The sequence below is a fragment of the Microbacterium sp. FW305-3-2-15-F-LB2 genome, from assembly GCF_058787255.1.
On sequence record NZ_JBYSZO010000001.1, the window covers coordinates 3,200,135 to 3,223,974 of the forward strand.

A 23,840-nucleotide genomic window follows, 5' to 3' on the forward strand; every position below is an offset into this window, starting at 1 on the left:
CCGCGTGCGCGGGTCACGGAGAAGGAGAGTCATGAGCATTCCGCTGCGATTCGGATACAAGGCCTCGAGCGAGCAGTTCGGACCGAACGAGCTCCTCGACTTCGGCGTGCTCGCCGAGGAGATGGGCTTCGACTCGGTGTTCCTCTCCGACCACCTGCAGCCGTGGCGTCACGAGGGCGGACACGCGCCCAACGCCCTCCCCTGGCTCGGCGCGCTCGGCGCCCGCACGTCCCGCGTGCTGCTCGGGACCTCGGTGCTCACGCCGACGTTCCGCTACCACCCGGGCGTCATCGCGCAGGTGTTCGCGACGCTCGGTGTGATGTTCCCGGGCCGCGTCGCCCTCGGCGTCGGCACGGGTGAAGCGCTCAACGAGGTGACCCTCGGCCTCGAGTGGCCCGAGCCGCCCGAGCGCTTCCAGCGCCTGAAAGAGGCGATCACCCTCATCGACAAGCTGTGGACCGAAGACCGGGTCACTTTCGAGGGCACCTACTACTCGGTGAAGGATGCCACGATCTACGACCGCCCCGAGCAGAAGGTGCCGATCTACATCGGCGCCTCGGGCCCCGCGGCGACGCGACTCGCCGGCCGCATCGCCGAGGGGTACATCACCACGAGCGGCAAGGACCCAGAGCTGTACACGGAGAAGCTGCTGCCGGCGCTCGACGACGGTCTGGAGAAGGCCGGTCGCACGCGCGACGACATCGACACGCTCATGGAGGTCAAGGTCTCGTACCACCCCGACCGTGAGACCGCGCTCGAGAAGACCCGGTTCTGGGCGCCCCTGGCGCTGTCGGCGGAAGAGAAGATGAGCGTCCACGACCCGCTCGAGATGGCGCGTCTCGCCGACGAACTGCCGATCGAGCGGGCGGCATCCCGCTTCATCGTCTCGACCGACATCGACGAGCACGTCGACAGCATCGCCCGCTACGTCGACCTGGGCTTCCGCCACCTCGTGTTCCACGACCCGGGTCACGACCAGGAGGAGTTCCTGCGCACGTACGGCGCCGAGGTTCTGCCGCGGCTGCGGGCGCGGTTCGCCTGACGGGGCGCGGGGCGGCCGCGAGATGACCCGCGATTCGCGAGCGGACCCGCCGCTCGCCGGCATCCACGGTCATCTCGACGATCGCGGGTGATCTCGGTGGGCGCCGTCGTCGACCCCTGCCTCCGCAGCACGAATCGCGGGCGCACCGCTACCCCCGTCCGGAAATGTCCGGAGTCCAGCACACAATGGAGCCGATGAGCATTCCTGAGATCCGCGAGGGCTGGACGGTCGTCGTGCCGGTGAAGCCCGCCGCCCTGGGCAAGACGCGGCTGACCGCCGTGACGGCCGACCGCGAGGCCCTCGCGCGCGCCATCGCGCTCGACACGATCGCGGCCGCCGCAGCGACCCCGCGCGTTTCGCACGTGCTGGTCGTGACCGACGACGCCGAGGTATCGGCCCTCGTGTCGACCTGGCCCGCGGTCGACGTGATCACCGAGGGCGACGTGCGCGGCCTCGACGCTGCGATCGCGATGGGCGCCGCCACCGCCGGTCAGGGCGCGCCCCGTGCGGCGCTGCTCGGTGACGTCCCCGCTCTCACGCCGCAGGATCTCGACGCCGCTCTCGAACTCGCCGCCACGGTCGAACGGGGCCTGGTCCCGGATGCCGAGGGCACCGGCTCCACTCTGGTCACCGCTCGGCCCGGCGCCGTGTGGGTGTCCGCCTTCGGTGCCGACTCCGCGGCCCGACACCGGCTGCTGGGGTGCACCGACCTCGCGGTTCCGCGCGGGTCGTCGCTCCGCCGTGACGTCGACACCGCCGCGCAGCTCGCCGAGGCCGTGGCGCTCGGCGTGGGGCCGCGGACGGCGGCTGTTCTGGCAGCGGCTGCGGCCTGAGGCGGCGCACCCCGGGAGGCGGATGTCGGGGTGTTGCCCTACGCCTCCAGTGCCGCCTCCGCGATCGCGGCCGACGCGTCCTCGTCGCGCATCCACAGCGGCGCGACGACGGCGCGAATCCCCGCGGCCTCGACCTCCCCCGCCACGCCGGCGTCCTCCTCGGCCAACAGCCAGGCGTCCAGCACGCCGTCGGCGGACCGCGCGCCGTAGTGCCGCGCGACGGCAGCGGCCGACGTCTCGACCCCGATCGCGGTCAGGCACACGTCGGCCATCCCCCGCACGACGCGGCCTCCGATGATCGGGGAGACACCGACGACCCGCGCTGTCGTGGACCGCAGCGCCTCCCGGATGCCGGGAACGGCGAGGATCGGCCCGATCGAGACCACCGGATTCGACGGGGCGAGCAGCACCACGTCGGCCTGCGCGATCGCCTCGACCACGCCGGGGGCGGGCACGGCATCCAGGATTCCGGGGTTCTCGAATCGGGTCGGCGTGAGCGAGGCGCGGTAGCGGGTCCACCACTCCTGGAAGTGCAGGCGCCGCCCGTCCTCGACGTGCACGTGCGTGTCGACCTCACTGTCGGTCATCGGGAGCAGCTGGATGCCGAGCGGCCACCGCTCCGCCATCCGACCGAGCACCGCGGTCGGGCTGAGACCCTCGCGCAACCAACCGGTGCGCGCGAGGTGGGTTCCGAGGTCGAGGTCGCCCAGCGTGAACCACGGCCAGCCGGCGCCCCACGCCTGCAGCTCTTCGTTGACGCGCTCCGAGTCGCCTGCGCGGCCCCAGCCGCGGACGGTGTCGTTGACCCCGGCGAGCGCGTACGTGATCGAGTCGACGTCGGGTTGCAGGCGGACGCCGGAGAGCCAGAGGTCATCGCCGGTGTTGACGACGACGGTCGCTTCGGGGGCCTCGCGTCGACGGAGGGCGGCTCGCACCCCGAGGGTGAATTTGGATCCTCCGACGCCGCCGGCGAGGACGACGACGCGAGGCCGAGAATTCTGCATCCCTCCAGTCTTCCACCGTCGCGAGGCGGCGCGACGCGTCAGGCGCCCGAAGCCCCGAGGGCGGACCACACGGCACGGGCGCCGCTGTCGCCGACGAGCACGAGGTCGACGGTCGTGCCGATCGACACCACGATCGCGACCACGGCGATGGCCGTCGTGAGGATCCGACCGGCGGTGGTCGGCGTCTCCGCGCGCCGTGCGCGCCACCAGAACCACGCCCACTGTCCGACCGCGACGACGATCAGGAAGAACGCCCAGATGACCGGACCGTCGCCCAGCGCCGTGTGCGCTTCGACCAGCGCCGACGACGGCACCTGACGTTCGAGCGCCTCACCCGCCTCCTTGGCGAGCAGCGCGAACCCGCCACCGACGATCGCGACGAGGGGGGTCAGGATGCCGAGCCGCCGACGCGCCGCGGGCCAGACGCTGCCGACGACGAGCATGAGCGCGGCGAGCGGCAGCAGCACGACGACGCCGTGCACAAGAAGAGGATGAAGCGGGAGCCCCGCGAACTGCCACATGTGCTGATCACAGCACACGCGCGGCATCCCGGTCCAGGCAGGTGATGCTGCCCTTCCGCCCTGGCAAGATGCGGCGAGTCGTGCGCCCGCGCACAACTCCTGCAAACCGGGGGCCGCCGCCCGAAACCCCCGCGGAATCACGCGGCCAGACGGCAGCCCAGCCGCGGTTCCTCAGGAGTTCTGCACGACACCGGCCCGCAGCGCCCCGCGGGCCGCCCGCCGCCCTACTGCGCGAGCAGCGTCGGATCCGCGGCGCCGGCCGCGGCCCGCGCCGCCGCCGGCAGGGCCTCAAGAACCCGCTCGAGCGCGACGTCGTCGTGAGCGGCGGTGAGGAACCACGCCTCGAACACGCTCGGGGGCAGGGAGATCCCGGCATCCAGCATCGCGTGGAAGAACGGGGCGTACCGCCACGACTGCTGCGTCAGCGCCGTGGCGTAGTCGAGCGGCACCTCGGGGAGGAACGCGACGCCGAACAGCGACCCGGCGCGCGGCACGGTGTGCACGACGCCCTCCGCGGTCAGCGCCGCGTCGAGAGCGTCGGCGACGCGGGATGCCGACGCGTCGACCGCGGCGTACACCTCGGGTGTCGCCAGGCGCAGGGTCGCGAGGCCCGCCGCGACCGACAGCGGGTTCCCCGACAGTGTGCCGGCTTGGTACACGGGGCCGAGCGGCGCGAGCTGGTCCATCACGTCGGCGCGGCCGCCGAGGGCGGCGAGCGGCATCCCTCCGCCGACGACCTTGCCGAACGTGAGGATGTCGGGCAGATACGTCTCGCCCTGCGATGCCTGCAGGCCCCAGAACCCGGCGGGGTGCACGCGGAAGCCGGTGAGCACCTCGTCCATGATGAGCAGCGCGCCGTGGCTGTGCGCGATGTCGGCGAGAGCGGCGTTGAAGCCGGGCAGCGGCGGGACGACACCCATGTTCGCGGATGCCGCCTCGACGATGATCGCGGCGATGTTCTCGCCGTGCACCGCGAACGCCTCGCGGACGGCGTCGAGGTCGTTATAGGGCAGCACGAGCGTCTGCGCGGCGATCGGCGCGGGGACGCCCGCAGAACCGGGGAGCGCCAGCGTCGCGACGCCCGACCCGGCGGCGGCGAGCAGCCCGTCGGAGTGGCCGTGATAGTGGCCCGCGAACTTGATCAGCAGGTCGCGGCCGGTCGCGCCGCGCGCGAGACGGATCGCCGTCATCGTCGCCTCGGTGCCCGTCGACACCAGGCGCACCTTCTCGACCGGGGCCAGATCCCCGACGCGCACGCGGTGGGCGATCAGGTCGGCGAGTTCGACCTCGGCCCCCGTCGGCGCACCGAAGGACAGACCCTTGGATGCCGCCGACTGCACGGCCCCGACGACCTCGGGGTGCGCGTGACCGAGGAGGGCCGGACCCCACGAGGCGACGAGGTCGACGTACTCGCGACCCGTGGCATCCGTGATCCGGGCACCCGCGGCGGACTGGACGAACCGCGGCGTCCCGCCGACCGATCCGTAGGCCCGCACGGGCGAGTTCACGCCGCCCGGGATGACGTCTTTCGCGCGCGCGAACCACTGGTCGTTGAGGTCTGTCATGTGTCCCATTCTCCCGGGCACCCCCGCGTGAGGGGTCAAGAATTGTCGCCGTCGAGGGAATCAGGCGACAGTTCTTGACCCCTCACGCGAAGAAGATCAGAGGTCGGCGCGCAGCCAGTGCGCGGCCTCGAGGGCCCAGTACGTCAGGATCGCGTCGGCACCGGCGCGACGGATGCCGAGCAGGCTCTCGAGAACGGCACCGCGGCGGTCGATCCAGCCGTGGGCCGCGGCGGCCTCGACCATCGCGTACTCCCCCGACACCTGGTACGCCCACACCGGGACATCGACGGATGCCTTCACGTCGGCGAGCACGTCGAGGTACGGCAGCGCGGGCTTCACCATCACCACGTCGGCGCCCTCTTCGACGTCGAGCAACGCTTCGCGCACACCCTCGCGGCCGTTGCCGGGGTCGAGCTGGTAGGAGCGGCGATCGCCCTTCAGCTGCGAGTCCACGGCCTCGCGGAACGGACCGTAGAACGCCCCCGCGTACTTCGCGGAGTATGCCAGCAGCAGCGTGTCGGTGAACCCCTCGGCATCCAGCGCCTCGCGGACCGCGCCGACCTGGCCGTCCATCATGCCGGAGAGGCCGAGCATCGCCGAGCCCGCGCGAGCCTGCGCGAGACCCATCGCCGTGTATCGCTCGAGGGTCGCGTCATTGTCGACCTCGCCGTCGGCGCGCAGCACGCCGCAGTGACCGTGGTTGGTGAACTCGTCGAGGCACAGGTCGGTCTGCACGACGAGCGCGTCGCCGACCTCGGACACCACGGCCTCGGTCGCGACATTCAGGATGCCGTCCGGGTCGTCGGCCCCCGAGCCGACCGCGTCGCGGTGCTCGGGCACGCCGAACAGCATGACGCCGCCGATGCGGGCGGCCGCGGCCTCGGCGACGGCACGGCGCAGCGAGTCGAGCGAGTGCTGGACGACACCCGGCATGGAGCCGATGGGCACCTGCTCGGTGATGCCCTCGCGCACGAACAGCGGCAGCACGAGCTGCGACGGCACGAGGTGCGTCTCGCGGGCCAGGCGGCGGACGGCGGGGGTGCGGCGCAGACGCCGCGGACGGTACTCGGGGAAGCTCATTCGGTGTTCTCGGACTCCGGGGGGACGGTGAATCGGGCGACGGCCTCGATCAACGAGTCGACCGTCTGCGTTTCGGCGATGACATCCACGTTCAAGCCCGCGCGCTTGGCATCCTTTGCGGTGCGCGGTCCGATTGCGGCGATGACGGTGGATGCCGGGATCTCGGGGAACTGCTCGACCACCTGCTCGGCGACCGAGCCGCTGGTCACGAGGATCGCGTTGATCCGGCCCGAATGGACATCGGCGGCGATCTTGTCGGTGACGGGGACACCGACCGTGCGGTACGCCACGACGCTGCGGACGTGGTGCCCGGCCTCGATGAGGAGACGGGTGAGCACGGGCTTGGCGATCTCGCTGCGGAGCGTCAGCACCGTGCGGGGTTCGGTCTCGAGTGCGATCATCTGCTCGGCCATGCCCTGCGCCGAGTTGTCGCGGTCGGGGACGAGGTCGACGTGGTACCCGACGGCCTGCATGGCCGCGGCGGTCGTCTCACCGACGGCGGCGACCTTCGTCGACGTGGGGATCTCTGCACGGTACGCGTAGAGAACGTCGACGGTGGTCGCGCTGGTCAGCGTGAGCCAGTCGAACTGCCCCGCGGCCAGGTCGGCGAGCGCCTGCTCGAGGGTCGCCTGATCGTTGGTCGGCGCGAAGTTGATGAGCGGAGCGATCACGGGCACGGCACCGCGCTGACGGAGGCTCGCGGCGACGCCGTCGCCCCACGGGCCGCCGCGCGGCACGAGGACGCGCCGGCCGGCGAGCGGCTTGTCTGGGGTCGGCGTGTGCCGATGGCCTTCATTCATGTGGTCGACTCTCGTGGTACCAGGTCGGCCGCCCCGCGTTCGAGCAACCGACGCGCGGCTTCTTGGCCCGCACGCGTCGCACGCGCGATGGGTCCCCCGTCGTCGGCAGCATTCGCTCCGTTGCCACTGCCAGGTTCCCCACCATACCCCGGCTCCACGCGCACGGTTCGATCGATACCGATCCGATGCGAGCCGTCGAGGGCGTACACGATCGCGCGGAGGCGGAGATCACCCTCGGTGAGGGCGGCGTGCGTGGCGACGGGGGCGTGGCATCCGGCATCCAGGACGGACAGCACCGTGCGCTCGGCCGTGATCGCAATGCGGGTGGCGGGGTCGTCGAGCGCCGCGAGGGCGCTGAGGATCTCGGGATCGATGTCGGTGCGGGTCTCGATGGCCAGCGAGCCCTGGCCGGGCGCTGTGGGCCATTCGGCGAGCCCGAGGTACTCGGCCTCCAGACCACCGAGGTCTCCGCCCAGGCGCGAGATGCCCGCGGCGGCGAGGATCACGGCATCCAGGTCTCCCTCGCGGACACGCGCCAGCCGCGAGTCGACGTTGCCCCGGATGTCGAGGATCTCCACCCCCGGGTTGTGCCGCAGTACCTGGGCGATACGACGCGGCGAGCCGGTGCCCACACGGGCCCCCGCCGGCAGCGACGAAAGGGGCGTGCCGTCGCGGGTCACGACGACATCGCGGGCGTCCTCGCGCGACGGGGTCGCCGCGATGATGAGCCCCTCGGGCTGCAGCGTCGGCAGGTCCTTCAGGGAATGGACGAGGAAGTCGCAGCGGTCGGCCGCGAGCGCCTCGCGCAGACCGTTCGCGAACACGCCACGGCCACCGAGCTGGGACAGCGACGCCCGGTTGACGTCGCCCTCGGACACGATCGGGACGAGCTCGACCTCGCGACCGGATGCCTCGGCCACCGCGTCGGCGATCATCTGCGACTGCGCCATCGCGAGCGCACTGCGCCGCGTGCCCAGGCGCAGGGCGGCGCTCACTGGAGGATCTCGGGGATCTCGTCGAGGGTGACGCGACGCCCCGTGTAGAACGGCACTTCTTCGCGCACGTGACGGCGGGCCTCGGTGTAGCGGAGGTCGCGCATCATGTCGACGAGGTCGGTGAGGTCGTCGGCCTCCATCGGCAGGAGCCACTCGTAATCGCCGAGAGCGAAGGATGCCACGGTGTTGGCGATCACTCCCGTGTACTGCGAGCCCTTCTTGCCGTGCTCGATGAGCATCTCGCGGCGCTCGGCCTCGGGCAGCAGGTACCACTCGTAGCTGCGGACGAACGGGTACAGGCAGAGCCAGTCCTTCGCGTCGATGCCGCGGAGGAAACCGGGCACGTGCGAGCGGTTGAACTCCGCGTCGCGGTGCACGCCCATCGCGTTCCACGTGGGCAGGAGGTTCTTCAGCAGCTCGGTGCGGCGGAGGCGGCGCAGGTCGCGCTGCAGCGCCTGAGGGTCGGCGCCGTGCAGCCAGACCATCAGGTCGGCGTCGGCACGGAGCCCGCTGACGTCGTAGAACCCGCGGATGGTGACGCCATCCGCCTCGATGAGATCGACGAGGTCGGCGAGCTCGGTGGCGTCGACCGCGGTGACGGGGTTCTCGGGGTCGCGGCGGAGCACCGCCCACAGGGTGTAGATGGAAGAAGAGTCGTCGTGGGCCATGCGTCAAGTCTCGCCCCGCGGGCGCGGGCGGCCAAACCGGTTGACTCGCCGATGGATCACCGGCGTCCGTCGGGCCGCGCGGGCCGTTGGTACTGTGCGACGACGGCATCGGGGGATGCCGGTCGGAAGGGTGTGACCCATGTGGCTCTACCAACTCCCCATGTCGGTGGGGCTGCCGCTGTTCATCGTGATCGTCGTGGGCGGATCCTGCGCGATCCTGCTCGTCCTGCGCCGCTGGGTGCGCCGCGTCGGGGGCCAGGGCGAGGAGTGGGATCGCGTGCTCAGCTACGCCGTCGGCGCGTACGGCGTCTTCTACGGCGTGACGCTCGCCCTCATCGCCGCCGCGGCGTATGGCAACTTCACCGAGGTCGACGGCGTCGTGCTCCAGGAGTCGTCGTCACTGGCATCCCTCTACCGCACGGCGGCGCTTCTGCCCGAGCCGCAGTCCACGGAACTGCAGAACCAGATCATCCAGTACACGCGCAACGTCATCGACGTCGACTGGCCGCTCCAGGCGCAATTGCAGATCCCCTCGGAGACGGATGCCAACGTCACGGCCATGCAGCAGGCGATCGCCGCCGTGCAGCCGACGAGCCCCGCCGAGATCCTGTACGTGGAGCAGTCGCTGGATCAGTTCCAGCTGCTCGTCGAGAACCGGCGCGACCGCATCGCGCTGACGCACCTCGCGCTGCCGAACGTGCTGTGGATCGTCCTCACCGTCGGCGCGGTGCTCAACGCCGTGCTGATCGCGCTCATCGAGGTGCGCAACCTCCGGGTGCACCTGCTGATGGCGAGCATGCTCGCGCTGTTCGTTGCGCTCCTGCTCTATGCGATCGCGGGCTTCGACCATGCGTACGCCGGTCCGATCGCCGTGACGCCCGAGTATTTTCACGACCTCTTGGACGGCCTGTTCGCGAACGAGCCCTGACGCCCGCGGCGTCCCAGTCGGCCCGCACGCACGCACGCCGAACGCCCACGATCCGGCCGAGAGCACACGGTCCGGACGACCGGAACGTGGGCTCTCGCGCGGAACGTGGGCGTTCGACGGACGAGGGGATGCCGCGGGCGCGCGGGTCAGCGGGTGTAGGCGCGGACCAGTGCCCAGACGGTGAAGCCGACCGTGGCGGCGAAACCGGCGACCACCGCGGCGGCCGCGGCCGGGTTGCGGCGAGCGGACTCGCGCACCTCGGCGACGCGCACGTCCACGGCCTCGCTCACCCGACGCGGAACGTTCGCCTTGACCTCGATCGCGGCCAGGGCCGCCTTGAGCTCGGCGCGCGCCTGCTCGACGGGGTCGGCGATGCCCAGGGGAACCGCCGTCTTCGGCACGGGAACGGGACGATCAATACTCATCGCCGGCCTCCTTCACGATGCGGACGTCCTGCGCGATCGCCTGACCCGGGTTCTCGCGCTTCGACAACTTCTTGAACCGCAGGTATCCCAGCAGCGCGAGGATCGCGGTGATCACGATCATCACGCCGAAGACCACCAGCGCCGACAACCAGACGGGCCACCACGACGACAGCCCGGCGATCACGAACGCGAAGAAGACGGGGACGGCCCAGAAGACGACGATCAGCGCGCCGACGAACCAACCCGCACCGATCCCGGCGTCCTTGGCCGTCCGCGCGGCCCACGCCTTTGCGCCGTTGATCTCGGCGACGACGAGGTTGCGCACGAGCTCGGGGATGTCGCCGATGAGCGTGAACAGGCTGTCATCGGCGCGGTCACGGAAACCGCGGGGAGTCGTCATGCCTCAGCTCTCCGACGACGTGAAGCTGTTCTTGTTCGCCTGCGCTCGCGAGGTGGCTGTCTTCTCGGCGCTCTTCGCGTCATCGACGGATTCCTCGACGGCGCCGGCGACCTCGTGGGCCGACGCCTTGGCTGCGCGGCCGGCGCGCTCTGCGCGCTCCGAGACGGTGCCGGACTGCGACGCGGCACCGGTGACCGACTTCGCGCCCTTCCACACCACACCGGGCACGGACTTCAGGGCCGAGACGCCGAACGCCTTGACCTTCTCGACCTGTCCCTGGACTACGGGCTGGTCCCAGACCTTCTCGGCCTGCGCCTTGATCTGCTCGTACCGTTCGCGGCCGGCGCGTGCTCCGAGCACGTAGCCCGCCACGAGTCCTACGACGAGTGCTGCTTTGCCCCTCATGGGGTCTCCTCACGCTCGATCAGTGCTGGTCGAGTCTCACGATAGCGATGTATTCCCGTTCCGGCATCCGCCCTTGACATCGTGGCAGCGTAGGCGAACGATCGGGGACCGGCTGCTCAGCCGCGGTGCCACAGCGTGGCGCTCCGCACGCGATCGGCCTCGCTCCGCGCGTCGGGAATCACCTGCGCAAGACCCGTCCCCGAGAGCCACGCACCCGTTGCCCCGAGGCCGGCCACCGCGCGGACCGCACCGCGGGCGACGGCCGTCTCTGCCGCGCGCCCGATGGCGGCACCGGGCTGCGACTGCACGTAGCGGACACGATGCGACGCGCGCAGCGCCGCCGGGGCGAGCGGCACGCCGAGCAGCGCGGACGCCTCGGCCAGGGCGAGCGCTCCGGCGGCCTCGTCGTCCAGGGTCGCAGTCGCCGGCTCCTCCCCCTGCGCCCCGAACGACACGCGGACGACGTGGATGCCGGGCTCTGTGGCATCCCGAACCCAGTCCCACTTGGCGGTCGAATGCGTGAGGGCCTTCGCGACGTGGCTGCCGGGGACAGTGAGGACGCCCGTTCCGCGGGGAGCGGCGTCGAGGGCCGGGGCGTGGACGACGAGGGTCACGACCTCGACGACGGGCGCGATCGGCTCGCCGCGGTCGAGTCCGGGCACGACAGGTGCCAGCAGCTCGCGCGCCGCCCCCTCCGGGAGGGCGACGATCACGGCGTCGGCGTGGAGGGAGTCGTCTGCGGTGCCCACGTCCCAGCCGCCGTCCGCGGGCGAGAGCCGCTCGACGGCGATCTCGGTGCGCAGGTCGACGCCGAGCTCGACGAGGCGGGCGACGAGGGCGTCCACCAGGCGAGACATCCCCCCGGCGATCCCCTCGACCGCGCCACCGGGCGCCGGGGTGCGTGGGGCGGCACCGGACACGACGGGGACGTCCGAGGCGGGTGCGTCCGCGGGTGCCGGGGTCGCGCGCGCCGCGCGGAGTTCGGCCACGGCCCCGCCCAACGAGCCGGTGCGCGTGAGAGCGGCGTTCAGGCCGGGAGCGGCGAGATCGACATCGATGTCGTCCGGCCGGGCGGAGTAGACGCCGCTCGTGACCGGCGCGACGAGTCGATCGAGCACGCGGGAGCCCATGCGCGAGCGCACGAGGGCGCCGAGGCTGCGCTGGTGACCGATCGTCAGCGGCGGGCGCAGACGGTCGACGTACGCGCGCCACGCACCCGCCCACCCGATCACGCGCCGCACGTCCGGTGCCCACGGATTGTCCGGGATGCCGAGCACCCCGCCCTTGGGCAACGGGGCCGCCCCGATCCCGGGCACGCCCGCGACCCACGCCCCGGCCGCGTTCGGCGGCACGACCTGGTCTTCGAGGCCGAGTTCGGCCAGCAGCGCGCGGACGACCCCGCCGCGCGTGGCGAAGCTCTCGGCACCGACGTCGAGGGTGAGCCCGCCGACCTCGGCCGAGCGCACGACTCCCCCGAAGGCGTCGGATGCCTCGAGCACGGTCACCCGCATGCCGACCTTCGCGCATTCCAGCGCAGCGACGAGGCCGGAGATCCCGCCGCCCGCGACGACGACGTGGCTCGCGTGGGCGTGCTCCGCGAGACGCTCGAGCGGATCGCTCACTCCGCCTCCCCGTGCGCGTGGGCGACGATGCGCGTGAGCACCGTCGGGTCGGCGTCGGGCGGGACCCCGTGGCCGAGGTTCAGCACGTGGGCACGGGCCGCGCGTCCCCGGGCGAGGATGTCGTCGATGTGCGCCGCGAGCACCGGCCAGGGCGCACCGAGCAGCGCGGGGTCGATGTTGCCCTGCAGCGTGGTGTCGGGGCCGACGATCGCGGCCGCTTCGTCGAGCGGCATCCGCCAGTCCACGCCGACCGCGTCGGCGATGCCGCCCAGGCGCATGTCGGCGAGGAACGGACCCGTCCCGACGCCGAAGTGGATGCGCGGCACGTCGACGCCCTCCAGCGCCGTGCGCGAATGCGGGGCGACGAACTCGAGGAACGCCGCGCGCGAGAGGGAACCGGCCCACGAGTCGAAGAGCTGGACCGCCTGCGCCCCGCCCTCGATCTGCGCGCCGAGGAACGCGCGCGAGACCTCAGCCAGCCAGCCCGCGAGACGGTGCCACGACTCGGGATCGGCGTGCATCATGCCCCGGACGCGGAGGTGCTCCTTCGACGGACCGCCCTCGACGAGATACGCCGCGAGCGTGAACGGCGCCCCGGCGAAGCCGATGAGAGGCACGGCGTCGTCGAGCTCGCCGGTCACGATGCGCACGGCTTCCCGGATCGGCTCGGCGGCAGCGGCCACGTCGGCCGGGTCGATCGAGGTGACACGGGCGACGTCGGCGGCGGTGCGCACCGGCTCGGCGAACACGGGGCCGCGGCCCGGCTCGATCTCGACGGCGACGCCGGCCAGCCGGAGCGGCACGACGATGTCACTGAAGAAGATGGCGGCATCCACCCCGTGCCGGCGAATCGGCTGCAGCGTGATCTCCGCCGCGAGATCGGGGGTGAGGCAGGCATCGAGCATCCGCGTCCCGACGCGCAGGTCGCGGTACTCCGGAAGCGAGCGCCCGGCCTGCCGCATGAACCACACCGGCTGCCGTTCGGGACGGTCGCCGCGGAGGGCACGGAGCAGGGGCGCGTCGGGTGAGGCCATGGCATCCATCCTCCCATTCGCGTTCTGTGAAGAACGGGGATGCCTCGACGTCGAGAGGCGCCCCGGAATACCTCGCGGGTGCCGGGCGTAGAATCTCTGCGTGCTGCTCTGTGTGAGCGCGAGTCACAAGACCGCGTCCTTCGATCTCCTCGAGCGGCTCAGCGTACCCACCACCCCCGTCGCCCCCCTGATCGCCGCGCACGACGAGTGCGTGCAGGGAGCGGTCGTCGTGGCCACCTGCAACCGCTTCGAGGCCTACGTCGACATGGACGAGCCGGTCACGGCCGCCGTCGCCGTGGGAGTAGAGGCCACGCTGAGCGCCATCGAGGCGGCGACGGGCGTGCCCGCGAGCGAGCTCGAGGGTTCGTACACCGTGCTGGGCGGCGGTGATGTGGCAGAGCACCTGTTCTCGGTGGCATCCGGTCTCGAATCCGTCGTCGTGGGCGAGGGCGAGATCGCCGGTCAGGTGCGGCGTGCCCTCACCGAGTCGCGCAACCTCGGCACCACGTCCGGCGAGCTGGAGCGGCTGTTCCAGCGCGCGTCCGAGGCGCAGCGCGGCGTGAAGAACTCGACCGCGATCGGCCGCGCCGGTCGCTCGCTGGTACGCCTCGGCCTCGAGCTCGCCGACAGCCGCATCGCCGACTGGTCGACGCAGCGCGTCCTGCTGGTCGGCACGGGCGCCTACGCGGCCGCGACGGTCGCCGCGCTCCGCGACCAGGGCGCCGAAGACATCTCGGTGCACTCCCCCTCGGGCCGCGCCGCGAAGTTCGCCGCCAAGCACGGGCTGCGCGCCGTGTCGGCCGAGACCTTCCCCACCGCCGTCGTGCACGCCGACCTCGTGATCACGTGCACGACCAGCGAGAACCACGTCGTCAGCGCCGCGACCTTCGCCGCCGGACGCACCGCCGCCGAAGCCGCCGCGCCGGCGTCCGTCGGCTGTCCCGTCGAGCACTCCGGCCGCCGCCTCGTCATCGACCTCGGTCTTCCGCGCAACGTCGACCCCGACGTCGCCACGGTGCCCGGCGTCGACCTGCTCGACCTCGAGACCATCCGCCTCCACGCCCCGCTCGAAGAGCTGCAGGCGACGGATGCCGCGCGCGACCTGGTGCGCGACGCCGCCCGCCGCTTCGCCTCCGTGGGAGAGCGCAAGAACATCACGCCCGCCGTCGTGGCGCTGCGCGCCCACGTGTTCGGCGTGCTCGACGCCGAGGTCGAGCGCGTCCGCGCCCGCGGCGACGAGGGCGGCCAGACCGAGCAGGCCCTGCGGCACCTGGTCGGCGTGCTGCTGCACACCCCGACCACCCGCGCCCACCAGCTCGCCGAGTCCGGCCGCGGCGACGACTACATCTCGGCGCTGTCCGCGCTGTTCGGCATCGAGGTCGCCGACGCCGACGCACCCGCCTCACGCATCGCCGACGCGGGCTGAGCTCGAGCCGCACCGGCGAGCGGAGGACTTCCGGGCAGCGGAGGACCGAAACCGCGGCATCCCCCTCCCCCGCCGAATCTCCTCCCCTACGGGGCGCTCCGACAACACGCACCCGACGCCACCCGCGCATTGCTGCACCCGAGCGGCGCGGCAGCCACGTCCAGCCCGCGAATCGACCGCACGCCGATTCGGGCAGGATGTGCGCATGAGCACTCCCGCATCCGAGGTGTACCGCGTCGCCGGTGAGGATCGCCGCCGCAACGGCCTGCGATGGGCGGCGACGGTCGTCATGGGTCTGCTCGACTCCGGAGCAGACGCACCGTCGACGAGCGAGGTCGTGATCCGGCGGGTCGACGGCTCCCTCGTGAAGCGCCTGAAGCCGGGCAGCTTCGACGATTTCCAGACGCAGCTGACCGAGATCACCGACGACCTGCATCACCTGGATGCCGTGCCCTTCGCGCAGAAGTGGGTCGCCGAACCCGCGTGAACGCGCGGGACAATGAGGGCATGAGCCTGCACATCACCGACGACCCGGCCGCCGACGACCTGCTCTCGACGAACCCCCTCGCGCTGCTGATCGGCATGCTGCTGGATCAGCAGGTGGCGATGGAGACGGCGTTCGCGGGACCACTGAAGATCCAAGAGCGGGTGGGGGCGATGGATGCCAGGACGCTCGCGCACGAGGACCCCGAGGCGTTCGCGGCCGCCTTCTCGCAGTCCCCGGCGGTGCACCGCTTCCCCGGGTCGATGGCCACACGCGTGCAATCGCTCTGCGCCGCGATCGAAAAGGACTGGGGCGGGGATGCCGCGCAGCTCTGGACCCGTGACCATCCCGATGGCGCGACCGTGCTGAAGCGCCTCAAAGCCCTGCCCGGCTTCGGCGAGCAGAAGGCGAAGATCTTCCTCGCGCTGCTCGGAAAGCAGTACGGGTACGACGGCTCCGGATGGCGTGAAGCGTCGGCGCCCTACGGGGAAGAGGGCTCCTTCCGGTCGGTCGCCGACATCACGAGCCCGGACTCGTTGGCCAAGGTGCGCGAGCACAAGCGGGCCGCGAAAGCAGCGGCGAAAGCGACGGACTGACCCCTTCTACACCATGTGAGAGAAAAAGGAGAGTTCTCTCATCTTCGTTCCGCGACCGCTGACCCGTGGTTAGTGTTTCAGGGTTCGTTGCAGGTTGATTCGCGATCGAAGGGTGGGCTCTCGTGAAGTTCGCAATGGGTTCCGACACACTGGGTGTGCTGGGTAAGGCGACCTCGGGTTCGAGTGATGAGCTGTCTCTGCTGGTGCGCCAGCTGTTCGAAGCGGCCGAGCCGCTCGAGGGGCAGTTCCAGGGCGCGGGTCGTGCCGCGTTCGACCGTTTCAAGTCGCGCACCGACGCGATCTCGTCCGAGCTGAAGCTCGCGCTCGACGGCGTGCTCGGAGGAATCTCGGGCATGGACCGCTCCTTCCAGGAGGGCGAGTCGTCCATGGTCGACCAGACCACGAGCCTCGAAGCCGGATCGTCGTTCGACGCCGCCCGCTTCGGCAGCCGCTGAGAATCGGAGAGGACTGACTCATGGTGAACCAGGGAGACCGTCGCGACTACTCGATCGCGGCGTCGCAGAACGCTCAGGACAACTTCAACCGCGTCGCCGCGCAGCTCGAGTCGCTGATCGACCAGCGCGACCGCGACGTTCAGGCCGCCATGGCCGACTACTCCGCCGACGGTGTGTCCGAGGACTACCGCGGCAAGGAGGTGCGCTGGAAGAACGCCGCCGCCGAGGTGCGCGGCATCATCCAGACCCTCCGTTCGTCACTGGAGCGCAACGACGAGTCCGCCCAGACCGCGCTGAGCAAGGCTCGCGCGGCGGTGGAGTCGATCGGCTGACAATCCCTCCGGATGCCGGGTGCAGACTGCGCCCGGCATCCGTGGCGCCCGCGCGCAGGGTGAGCCGCGCGGCAGTCTCGTAATGATGAAGGGGGTCGGGCGATGACCAGCTGGAGCATCCAGCCATCAGGCGTCGTGGCCGTGCTGCAAGACGTCAACATCGATGCCGAAGCGCTCGGCACCGCACTGAACTCGCTCAGTCCCGCTCTCGAAGGAGCGGTGACCGCGACGCAGTCGGGCGCGATCTCGGAGGCCGTGCAGGCGTACTTCCAGCAGGAGGAAGCTCCCCGCATCCAGGGCATGAGCGCCCGTATCGGTGCGGCGGCGCAGGGTGTCGTCAGCGCCACCGAAGCCTACGTCGCGGGCGACACCGAGATGGCGGCGAACGCGCAGTCCGCCGCCGTCGCCGCGATCTACCCGCCCACTCTTCCGCACGGGGTGATGTGATGCCAGACGCGATCAAGGTCGATGCGATTCCGGGTGCCGACATCAACCCGGATGCCATCGACGAGAACGCCCGCACGATCGGAACGATCTCCGGCCAGGTGGCCGATCACGGCTCGAACGTGCACTTCAAGTGGCAGGGCATGGCCGGGGTCTACGAGGCACCCGAGTCGCCTACCCTGCTGGGGCTGATGGCCCCGGTCAGTTCGCAGGCCACGCAGGTCAGCGACAACCTCTCCGAGGTGTCGGCCGCGCTCATCGCTTTCGCCGCGGATGTGCGTCCGATCAAGGCCGAGCTCGACTCGCTGCGCACGCAGGCGCAGGATTTCAACGACTCGATCCAGGGCGGCGTGCAGGTTCGCGAGATCAACCCCGCGTGGACGGCGGCGCAGTCGCCGTACGGAGGGGCCACCGCCGCGCCGACCTACCAGGGTTCGTGGGGCTCGTCGACGACGGGGTCGTCGAGCGCTGCGGCACCGGACAAGTACCGCACGGTGACGAAGGAATGGCACGAGGTACAGGAGTACGTCGACCGCAACAACGAGCTGCTGTCCGCGGTGAACGCCCAGCAGGTCAAGCTGTGGGAGGCCGAGCGGGCCTGCGCGAACCGCATCCGCGCGCTCTACGGCGCCGCGCCGTTGCACGCCGCACAGTCCGAGGACGATGCTCTGGGCTACGGCCTTTCCGAGATCCCCGAGGGCACCGAGATGCCCTGGGGCGCCGAGGTCGAACGCACCGAGGGCTGCGGCGAGGCGACCGCCAAGTTCGTCTTCAAGGACTTCCTCTGGGAAGGCATCGCCGTGGGCGGTGTGTGGGGCACGATCACCGGCCTCGGCACCCTCGTGCTCGGCTACAACCCCGAGACGGGGGACTTCTTCTCCGGCGACGCTTACGGTGCAGCCTGGGGCAACCTGGGAATGCTCGTGTTCGCCGGCGCTGCCAACACCGGCATCCTGGCCCCGATCTTCCAGTCGGACTCTCTCATGCAGTCCATGGGCATGGACGGCTTCCTCCCGCAGGAGGTGCGCGACTTCAAGGCCCAGGCCGATGAAGCGGCTATCAACACCGGCAAGGCCCTCATCGCATGGGACAAGTGGCAGGACGACCCGGGCACGGCCCTCGGCGAGTCGGTGTTCAACGTCGGCACCGCGTTGATTCCCGTGGGAGGCGCGGCCGTCGCCGGCGTGAAGACCGCATCGACCGCGGCATCCGTCGTGTCGAAGATCGCGAAGGTGGCCGACTTCGTCGACCCGGCAGCGTTCGCCATGAACGGCGCGATGAAGCTCGGCGGGGCGGGTATTCGCGGACTCGACGGCATCATCGGACGCCTCGGCACGGATGCCGTAGACGGCTTCCACCTCAATACTCCCGACATGCCGTTCGTCGCCGACGACGCCGCGGCCGGGCTGCGCGCGCTCGACGACGCGGGTGTCGACCTCAGCAACGTCACGGCGCGAGTGGAGGACGGCGTCGCGGTCTACGAGTTCCCCCCGACGGATGCCATCCCCTCGGGTCGCATCGAGATGCCCGCCGGCTCGTTCGACGGCGTGCGCGGCGGCGACGTGCCCGTGCGCACGGACGGGGGAACGGATGCCGGTGTCGCGGCGCCGGTGCGCGAGCCCGAGCTCGTCGGCGCCGGTGGGGTCCGCGGCGAGACGGGTCCCGGTCCGGTGAATTCGATCGTCGAGGACGCCCCCGTCCGCACCGAGACCGGTGGAGCGGGTGAGTCGACGGTCGTGCGCGACCCCTCGACCGACACGGGCGGCGGCAGCAGCCACGCGGGCGGCGAGAGCGGCGGCCACGGCGGCTCCGACACCGGCAACGGTGACGGCCTGGGCCGCGGCGACGACACGAGCGGCGCGGGACGCGGCGACGACGCCGCGGCGGGCGGGCACGGGCCTGACGGGGACGTGACCGGACCTGCGGGGGGCGACTCGCCCACCAGCAGCTCGACGACACCCGCCTCGCCTGGACGGGTCTACTCGTTGATGGACGGGACCGAACACACCACCGCATTCGCGCCTGAGGACCTCGGTGGCAGTCGCGTGACCACTCCGCTTCTGGACAAGTACGGAGTAACGCGAACGCACTTCGAAGATCTCATCAACCGCCCGATCGACACCTTGACGCCGTCCGAGAAGACCATCGTCAACGGAGTGCGAAACGAGCTCACCGCTCAGGTGACTCCGGACACGGTCTTCCAGAAGGTTCTTGACCAGCCGCACTTCGACGCTTCGGGGAAGCTGGTGCTCGGACAGGGAGAGAACATTGTTCTCCGTGACGACGGAATGATCACGGGGTCGGTGTCGGTCGCCCAAGACACCGCGCACCTGACGACGCCCGCTGATTTTTTCCAGTCGCTGCGGCTCGACTACCCCAACACCAACTTCTTGCCCGATGACAGTGGCGCTTACGTCGTACGATTCCAGGAGCAGGTCAACGCATCGGGATCCGTCAATCCTCAGCTGCACAGTTCGATGGGCGGCGACGGTTCCGTGGACCACTACAGCCCGCCGTTCACGGGCAACGGCTTCCTAAAGACCGGCGATGACATCATTCCCGAGTATCGAGCCAACCGCGTGAACATGCGTGAAGGAGCCGAGATGTGGGAAGTCCTCAGCGATGGAACTCAACGACTCTTCGCGGTGCTTCGCGCCGGAGAGTGGATCCCGGTGGGCTGAGATGTCAGAAATTCCCGTCAGCGAAACGCAGTACGACTACCGAGGTCGCCGGTACTCCTATCACTCGGGGGGTGACGACTTCGTTCGGGTCAATGTTGAAAGCGGGCCGACCCGGGACGAGTTTCCAGATGCTCTCGAGCTGCACGATGATCCCCGCGAACCGTGGGTGAAGCTGCCATTCTCGGCACTGTCTGCCTACTTCTCTCAAAAGGTGACCGGCACGTGGCACGGCGTACCCGTATCGGTCGGCCCGCGAGTGAAACGCGGTCTGGAGCGCGGCATGGTCACCGTCTGGTACGAGGGCACCGAGCCCGACGCGGCGCTGGCCGCAGGCATGTCGGGAAACCAGAATGATGGATGGTCGGCGCTTGTCGCCCCCGATGAGGTCGAGGACGTACACGTGGCTTCCACGCAACACCCGGTGGTCAGAGCATGAGAACCGTTCTGCAGAAGCTGCTGCATCCCGGCATGTCCCAGCTCGTCCGCGAACGCGGGTACTCCCAGGTCGGCGGCTCCGTCGTGCTCGCGGGTGACGCGACAAACCTGCGAACGGCCAGCGCGCTGCGGGAGGCGTACGGATGGCCGTCCGATGGCTCAGGACACGTCGATGTCGTGCGGTTCGAAGTCCCGCGGTGCGCGAACCTCGCCGTACCACCGCAGGTGGAACGGCCGTGGCCGTCGTACCCGCTCGGGTTCCTACGGCCCGTCGGTGACGAGATCGTCCCGGTCTGGAACATGTCCACGACCCGCTATTCCCCGGGGGCCGAACTGTGGCGGATTTCAGACTCCGGTGAACAGGAGGTCCTCGCCGTGTACCGGGGTGCTGCTCATGGGTGGACCGCGCTCGCGGGGCAACCGCCGGTCACGGAATGGCATCCGTCCAGTCGTTTCTTCGGTACGCGGGCGGTCTATGACGAGACCGAGTACGCCGCGGACATCCACGATGACGAGGTCGATCTCACTTCGTACGTCGAGCCGGCGTCTGCTGACTGGTCACAAGCGCGTCTCGGCGTGTGGACGAAAACGGTTCCGCTCGCGGCCTGCACCGTATACGAGCTCGATTTCACAGCCACCCTCGACGACGTTCCGCTCCGCGTGCTCGAGGAGCACAACGGCGTCGTCCGCGGGCAGCTCCTGACGGACGATCCTGAAATCGCCGGGCGACTGTCGGCCGTCATGGTCGATTACGGCGTCTTCGAGGTGTCCGGCATCCCGGGAACCGATCTCTCCGACACGAAGCTCCTCGCCAATCAACTCGTCGGTTGAGATCGGATGGCGAACACTCTCGCGGAGTCGAGTTCGAACGGAGCTACCACACAGGGAAGGAGCTCCCCATGACAGAGCGTCTCCCCGAGAACGACCTCGAAGTCACCATGAGGTTGGCGCGGTCCGGGGAACTGCCGTCGGAGCGGCTGGCACCGGCTCTTCTGGAAGCCGGGAGGGCTACCCTCCGTCAGGTCTCCGCGGCATCGTCGACGCGCTACTTCATCCGCGAGCAGATGGTGGAGGGGCAGGTCGTCCCGGTGTCGGTCTTCCGTCGCTACTCAACCCCGGAAGGGCCGGTTGACGAGCGTCTCCTCGACGTCGACTCGTGGACCGACGACCGTCACGGAACGGTCGACAAGGCCATCCGCTTCCCTCTCGATGCCGACATCGAGGAGATCTCCCCCGCGGCCGCGCAGGACGTCTTCGACATGGTCGCGCGCCGCACCTACGTCCCGCTGCAACGACGCTGACCGCCGACATGTCCATGCATGACGGTCACCCCCTCGGGTCACGAACGTCGGGAAACGTGCCAGCAAGCGAAGTGGAGATGATCGACGCAGACGACGCCCGCGAGATCGTTCGCCAAGCCCTTCGAAGCGCCGAAGGCCGCGGCGGCGTGCGCTGCGTCCTCGTGGGAGAGAGGATCGACTACGGCGCGTGGTGGGTGCAGGGTTATCAGTCCGAAGCATTCGCCGTTCATGGCGATGTCTTCCAGGCGCTGGCCGGCAACGGCCCATTTGTGATCCCGAAGAACGGCGACGTTGTTTTCACGCTGTCGAGCGCAGAACCCGTCGATGCGCAGATGGCTCGCCTCGCCGCAGCCGACTAGCTCATGAGGTGTGCGCTGATGCGGGAGAGCGGTTCGTCGACGACATGGCTGTATCGGATCGCCTGGCGTTTGGCCGCGATCGCGGCACTCCGACCGTCCCACCGGACCGAGTACACGGACCCTTCTTCGCTGATGACGACGCCGGGATCGGCTTGGATGGGGAACAAGTCATCGAGTCCCTGCTCGAGCCGCCAGAGCACGCCGAACCGCATCAGGAGGAAACGATTCGCGTCCTCCTCCGTTTCGAGGAACGCCTCCGTCGTTCGAGAGCCGCGATTCTCGATGTCCACGTGCCAGGTGGAATCGGCGACTCGGCGAACGGCCAACGCGGTCTCCGGGTTCCACCACCCTCGTGCGGCATCACCGGGGCGCAGCGGGCTGAGGAATCCAGCGCGATGCGCCCACATCTCGAGGATTTCGTTGTCGTCCATTGATTCATCGTCCCCTGCGAAGCCGAACCACGACTCACGAGATTCGCTCGACACCTGTAGCGGGAGCCGTCAACTCACAAAGAAGGAGGGAGAGGCACGATGACCGACCCTCACGAGCCGCCACTCACCGCAAAGGAAGCGGGGCAGGTCGCCCTTCGCTTCCTTCGGGTCCCAGAGGAGTACCGACAGTGACGCGACCGCAGCCCGCCGACGTCCTTTCGGCAGCCGTCGTCGCGTACCTCGGCTGGGGCCGCGCGGCGATGCCCATCGCCGACGAACCGGCGGTGGCCGCGAGCGATGACGGCCGAGAGGCTCTCTACAAGCGACGCCTGCGGGCCGCCCGCCCCGACCTTTCGCCGGATGCCGTGGATGCCCTGGCATCCCGGTGGTTCTTCACCCTCCGACGGCTGGGCATCGAGTTCCTGGAGATGGTGAGAACCCGGAACGACGTGCCGTTCAGGGACACACGGGCGCAACCCGCGAAGAGGCGGACGATGGATGCCGAGACGATCCGCGCCACGGGGATCTGGGTCCGAACGAGTGACGGGTGGTTCGCCTCGACAGCGACGGTGGCGCCCGGGGAACGGCCCACCGAGTTCTTCCTCTACGACCGTGAGGGGCTGAGCTATCGGACCGTGCCGGCCGCGGAGGTTCTGCAGGTGGAGCACGTCGACGCCGAGGGACTCTACGAGGGCCATTGGATTCCGCTCGTGTCGACCTGGAAGCAGGATGGTACCCGCGTACACGCCCCCGTGCCCCGATCGGGCGCGGACTACCTGGCCGTCCTGTACCTCTACCGCAGCCCGGACTGGGAGGCTCTCGTCGCCCTTCCGCGAGCGGAGGTGCACGACGAGCGCGGCGGCAACGGCGGTGTCTCGTTCCTCGTACCGCTCTCCGTACTCAGCGACTTCCGGGAGAAGGTGATGCCCCTGTGACCGACCCCCACAACGAGCGGGCAAGCGCGCAGCAGCGAGAAGAAACGCTCGCGACGATCCGCGCCGAGGGCCTCGGCGGATATCGCTGGTTCGAAGACGCAATGAACGACACGGACATCGTGGCGATCCAGCGCACGGGAAGCGGCTGGGTGGTCTTCGCAACGGATGAGCGCGCCACGGCGCAGGGCCGACGCGAGTTCACGGAGGAAGGTCCGGCGCTCGAGGACTTCCTGTCGCGCCTCCGGTCGAGCAACAGCGTCGCCGGGTGGCGCGCGCAGGTTCGCCGGGACAGCATGCCCCGCTACTTCGTCCGTGAACTCCGCGTCGACGGTCGGTTGGTTCCCGCCCGGTTGTTCCGGCGGTGCGAGACCGACCACGGACCCGTGGACGAGCTCCTCGTGGACGTCGACCACTGGACCCCGGACACGCGCGGCGTCCTGGATCGTGGCATCCGCTTTCCGCTGGATTCCGACCTCGAGGAGATCTCGGATGCCGCAGCGAGAGAGATCTTCGCGATGGTCGCACGGCGCGAGTACATCCCGCTGACCCGCCGCTGAGTCGCGAATTCTGCCGTCCCGCGGGTTATCCACGCAAGGGACGGCGCAAATGCGCGGCGTCAGGGCGTCCCGCATAAGGTGA

Annotated in this window: 29 protein-coding genes; 16 read left to right on the forward strand and 13 right to left on the reverse strand. The window is 70.2% G+C overall.

What is annotated here, in order from left to right; translation table 11 throughout:
- Positions 1–31 precede the first annotated feature (31 nt).
- Both fgd and cofC read left to right on the forward strand, forming a co-directional pair.
- Positions 32–1,042, forward strand: a complete 1,011-nt coding sequence (gene fgd, locus AC3WLZ_RS15370; protein WP_412925782.1) for a glucose-6-phosphate dehydrogenase (coenzyme-F420) — start codon at positions 32–34, stop codon at positions 1,040–1,042.
- A 194-nt stretch (positions 1,043–1,236) separates the two neighbouring features.
- A complete protein-coding gene (cofC, locus tag AC3WLZ_RS15375) occupies positions 1,237–1,875 on the forward strand; it encodes a 2-phospho-L-lactate guanylyltransferase (protein WP_492470639.1) in 639 nt (212 codons plus the stop codon).
- A 38-nt stretch (positions 1,876–1,913) separates the two neighbouring features.
- Here the strand turns inward: cofC and cofD are convergent, their stop codons facing one another.
- The 7 genes from cofD to hemQ form a co-directional block, all read right to left on the reverse strand.
- On the reverse strand, positions 1,914–2,879 hold the full coding sequence (gene cofD, locus AC3WLZ_RS15380) for a 2-phospho-L-lactate transferase (RefSeq protein ID WP_492470640.1): 966 nt from the start codon (positions 2,877–2,879) through the stop codon (positions 1,914–1,916).
- Positions 2,880–2,917: 38 nt separating this feature from the next.
- Positions 2,918–3,400, reverse strand: a complete 483-nt coding sequence (locus tag AC3WLZ_RS15385) for a DUF2231 domain-containing protein (protein ID WP_492470641.1) — start codon at positions 3,398–3,400, stop codon at positions 2,918–2,920.
- Positions 3,401–3,624: 224 nt separating this feature from the next.
- Positions 3,625–4,974, reverse strand: coding sequence for a glutamate-1-semialdehyde 2,1-aminomutase (gene hemL / locus AC3WLZ_RS15390; RefSeq protein WP_492470642.1), 1,350 nt, complete (start codon positions 4,972–4,974; stop codon positions 3,625–3,627).
- Positions 4,975–5,061: 87 nt separating this feature from the next.
- Positions 5,062–6,045 carry a porphobilinogen synthase gene (hemB, locus tag AC3WLZ_RS15395; RefSeq protein ID WP_492470643.1) on the reverse strand — a complete coding sequence of 328 codons (984 nt, stop codon included), beginning with the start codon at positions 6,043–6,045 and terminating at the stop codon, positions 5,062–5,064.
- Complete coding sequence (locus AC3WLZ_RS15400) at positions 6,042–6,845, reverse strand: uroporphyrinogen-III synthase (protein ID WP_492470644.1); 804 nt, start codon at positions 6,843–6,845, stop codon at positions 6,042–6,044. Before AC3WLZ_RS15400 ends, hemB begins: the two co-directional genes overlap by 4 nt.
- Entirely contained in the window at positions 6,842–7,840 is a 999-nt protein-coding gene (hemC, locus tag AC3WLZ_RS15405; protein ID WP_492470645.1) for a hydroxymethylbilane synthase, read from the reverse strand. Before hemC ends, AC3WLZ_RS15400 begins: the two co-directional genes overlap by 4 nt.
- Positions 7,837–8,508, reverse strand: coding sequence for a hydrogen peroxide-dependent heme synthase (gene hemQ, locus AC3WLZ_RS15410; protein ID WP_412925790.1), 672 nt, complete (start codon positions 8,506–8,508; stop codon positions 7,837–7,839). Before hemQ ends, hemC begins: the two co-directional genes overlap by 4 nt.
- Positions 8,509–8,647: 139 nt before the next feature.
- Between hemQ and AC3WLZ_RS15415 the strand changes: the two genes are divergently transcribed.
- Positions 8,648–9,436 carry a bestrophin-like domain gene (locus AC3WLZ_RS15415; protein WP_492470646.1) on the forward strand — a complete coding sequence of 263 codons (789 nt, stop codon included), beginning with the start codon at positions 8,648–8,650 and terminating at the stop codon, positions 9,434–9,436.
- A 146-nt stretch (positions 9,437–9,582) separates the two neighbouring features.
- Here the strand turns inward: AC3WLZ_RS15415 and AC3WLZ_RS15420 are convergent, their stop codons facing one another.
- The 5 genes from AC3WLZ_RS15420 to hemE all read right to left on the reverse strand — a co-directional run bounded on the left by AC3WLZ_RS15420 (position 9,583) and on the right by hemE (position 13,322).
- Positions 9,583–9,861: a hypothetical protein gene (locus AC3WLZ_RS15420; RefSeq protein WP_492470647.1), complete on the reverse strand. Its 279-nt coding sequence runs from the start codon at positions 9,859–9,861 to the stop codon at positions 9,583–9,585.
- Entirely contained in the window at positions 9,851–10,261 is a 411-nt protein-coding gene (locus tag AC3WLZ_RS15425) for a phage holin family protein (RefSeq protein WP_412925793.1), read from the reverse strand. The genes AC3WLZ_RS15420 and AC3WLZ_RS15425 overlap by 11 nt, the downstream gene beginning before the upstream one ends.
- Positions 10,262–10,264: 3 nt before the next feature.
- Positions 10,265–10,666 (reverse strand): hypothetical protein, encoded by a 402-nt coding sequence (locus tag AC3WLZ_RS15430; protein WP_492470648.1) that lies wholly within the window; start codon positions 10,664–10,666, stop codon positions 10,265–10,267.
- Positions 10,667–10,782: 116 nt separating this feature from the next.
- Positions 10,783–12,288 (reverse strand): protoporphyrinogen/coproporphyrinogen oxidase, encoded by a 1,506-nt coding sequence (locus tag AC3WLZ_RS15435; RefSeq protein WP_492470649.1) that lies wholly within the window; start codon positions 12,286–12,288, stop codon positions 10,783–10,785.
- Positions 12,285–13,322 carry a uroporphyrinogen decarboxylase gene (hemE, locus tag AC3WLZ_RS15440; RefSeq protein WP_492470650.1) on the reverse strand — a complete coding sequence of 346 codons (1,038 nt, stop codon included), beginning with the start codon at positions 13,320–13,322 and terminating at the stop codon, positions 12,285–12,287. Before hemE ends, AC3WLZ_RS15435 begins: the two co-directional genes overlap by 4 nt.
- Positions 13,323–13,422: 100 nt before the next feature.
- Between hemE and AC3WLZ_RS15445 the strand changes: the two genes are divergently transcribed.
- The 11 genes from AC3WLZ_RS15445 (at position 13,423) to AC3WLZ_RS15495 (ending at position 21,835) form a co-directional block, all read left to right on the forward strand.
- Positions 13,423–14,748, forward strand: a complete 1,326-nt coding sequence (locus AC3WLZ_RS15445; RefSeq protein ID WP_492470651.1) for a glutamyl-tRNA reductase — start codon at positions 13,423–13,425, stop codon at positions 14,746–14,748.
- Between the two features lie 205 nt (positions 14,749–14,953).
- The gene (locus AC3WLZ_RS15450; RefSeq protein ID WP_412925798.1) at positions 14,954–15,235 is read left to right on the forward strand and encodes a hypothetical protein; all 282 of its coding nucleotides are present in this window, start codon (positions 14,954–14,956) and stop codon (positions 15,233–15,235) included.
- 20 nt (positions 15,236–15,255) lie between these two features.
- Positions 15,256–15,828 carry an HhH-GPD-type base excision DNA repair protein gene (locus AC3WLZ_RS15455; RefSeq protein WP_412925799.1) on the forward strand — a complete coding sequence of 191 codons (573 nt, stop codon included), beginning with the start codon at positions 15,256–15,258 and terminating at the stop codon, positions 15,826–15,828.
- Positions 15,829–15,962: 134 nt separating this feature from the next.
- The gene (locus tag AC3WLZ_RS15460; RefSeq protein WP_412925800.1) at positions 15,963–16,283 is read left to right on the forward strand and encodes a hypothetical protein; all 321 of its coding nucleotides are present in this window, start codon (positions 15,963–15,965) and stop codon (positions 16,281–16,283) included.
- A gap of 20 nt (positions 16,284–16,303) precedes the next feature.
- The gene (locus AC3WLZ_RS15465) at positions 16,304–16,615 is read left to right on the forward strand and encodes a pore-forming ESAT-6 family protein (protein WP_228161668.1); all 312 of its coding nucleotides are present in this window, start codon (positions 16,304–16,306) and stop codon (positions 16,613–16,615) included.
- Between the two features lie 102 nt (positions 16,616–16,717).
- Positions 16,718–17,062: a DUF6507 family protein gene (locus AC3WLZ_RS15470; RefSeq protein ID WP_492470652.1), complete on the forward strand. Its 345-nt coding sequence runs from the start codon at positions 16,718–16,720 to the stop codon at positions 17,060–17,062.
- Complete coding sequence (locus AC3WLZ_RS15475) at positions 17,062–19,740, forward strand: hypothetical protein (RefSeq protein ID WP_492470653.1); 2,679 nt, start codon at positions 17,062–17,064, stop codon at positions 19,738–19,740. Before AC3WLZ_RS15470 ends, AC3WLZ_RS15475 begins: the two co-directional genes overlap by 1 nt.
- A 1-nt stretch (position 19,741) precedes the next feature.
- Positions 19,742–20,176, forward strand: coding sequence for a hypothetical protein (locus AC3WLZ_RS15480; protein ID WP_492470654.1), 435 nt, complete (start codon positions 19,742–19,744; stop codon positions 20,174–20,176).
- Positions 20,173–21,006, forward strand: a complete 834-nt coding sequence (locus AC3WLZ_RS15485) for a hypothetical protein (RefSeq protein WP_412925804.1) — start codon at positions 20,173–20,175, stop codon at positions 21,004–21,006. The genes AC3WLZ_RS15480 and AC3WLZ_RS15485 overlap by 4 nt, the downstream gene beginning before the upstream one ends.
- 68 nt (positions 21,007–21,074) lie before the next feature.
- Entirely contained in the window at positions 21,075–21,476 is a 402-nt protein-coding gene (locus AC3WLZ_RS15490) for a hypothetical protein (RefSeq protein WP_492470655.1), read from the forward strand.
- A 77-nt stretch (positions 21,477–21,553) separates the two neighbouring features.
- The gene (locus AC3WLZ_RS15495) at positions 21,554–21,835 is read left to right on the forward strand and encodes a YrhB domain-containing protein (RefSeq protein ID WP_492470656.1); all 282 of its coding nucleotides are present in this window, start codon (positions 21,554–21,556) and stop codon (positions 21,833–21,835) included.
- Here AC3WLZ_RS15495 and AC3WLZ_RS15500 read toward each other — a convergent pair.
- Complete coding sequence (locus AC3WLZ_RS15500) at positions 21,832–22,266, reverse strand: Imm61 family immunity protein (RefSeq protein WP_492470657.1); 435 nt, start codon at positions 22,264–22,266, stop codon at positions 21,832–21,834. The genes AC3WLZ_RS15495 and AC3WLZ_RS15500 overlap by 4 nt on opposite strands.
- 188 nt (positions 22,267–22,454) lie before the next feature.
- Between AC3WLZ_RS15500 and AC3WLZ_RS15505 the strand changes: the two genes are divergently transcribed.
- Positions 22,455–23,201, forward strand: coding sequence for a hypothetical protein (locus AC3WLZ_RS15505; RefSeq protein WP_492470658.1), 747 nt, complete (start codon positions 22,455–22,457; stop codon positions 23,199–23,201).
- Positions 23,198–23,758 carry a hypothetical protein gene (locus AC3WLZ_RS15510; protein ID WP_492470659.1) on the forward strand — a complete coding sequence of 187 codons (561 nt, stop codon included), beginning with the start codon at positions 23,198–23,200 and terminating at the stop codon, positions 23,756–23,758. Before AC3WLZ_RS15505 ends, AC3WLZ_RS15510 begins: the two co-directional genes overlap by 4 nt.
- The last annotated feature ends 82 nt before the right edge of the window (positions 23,759–23,840 follow it).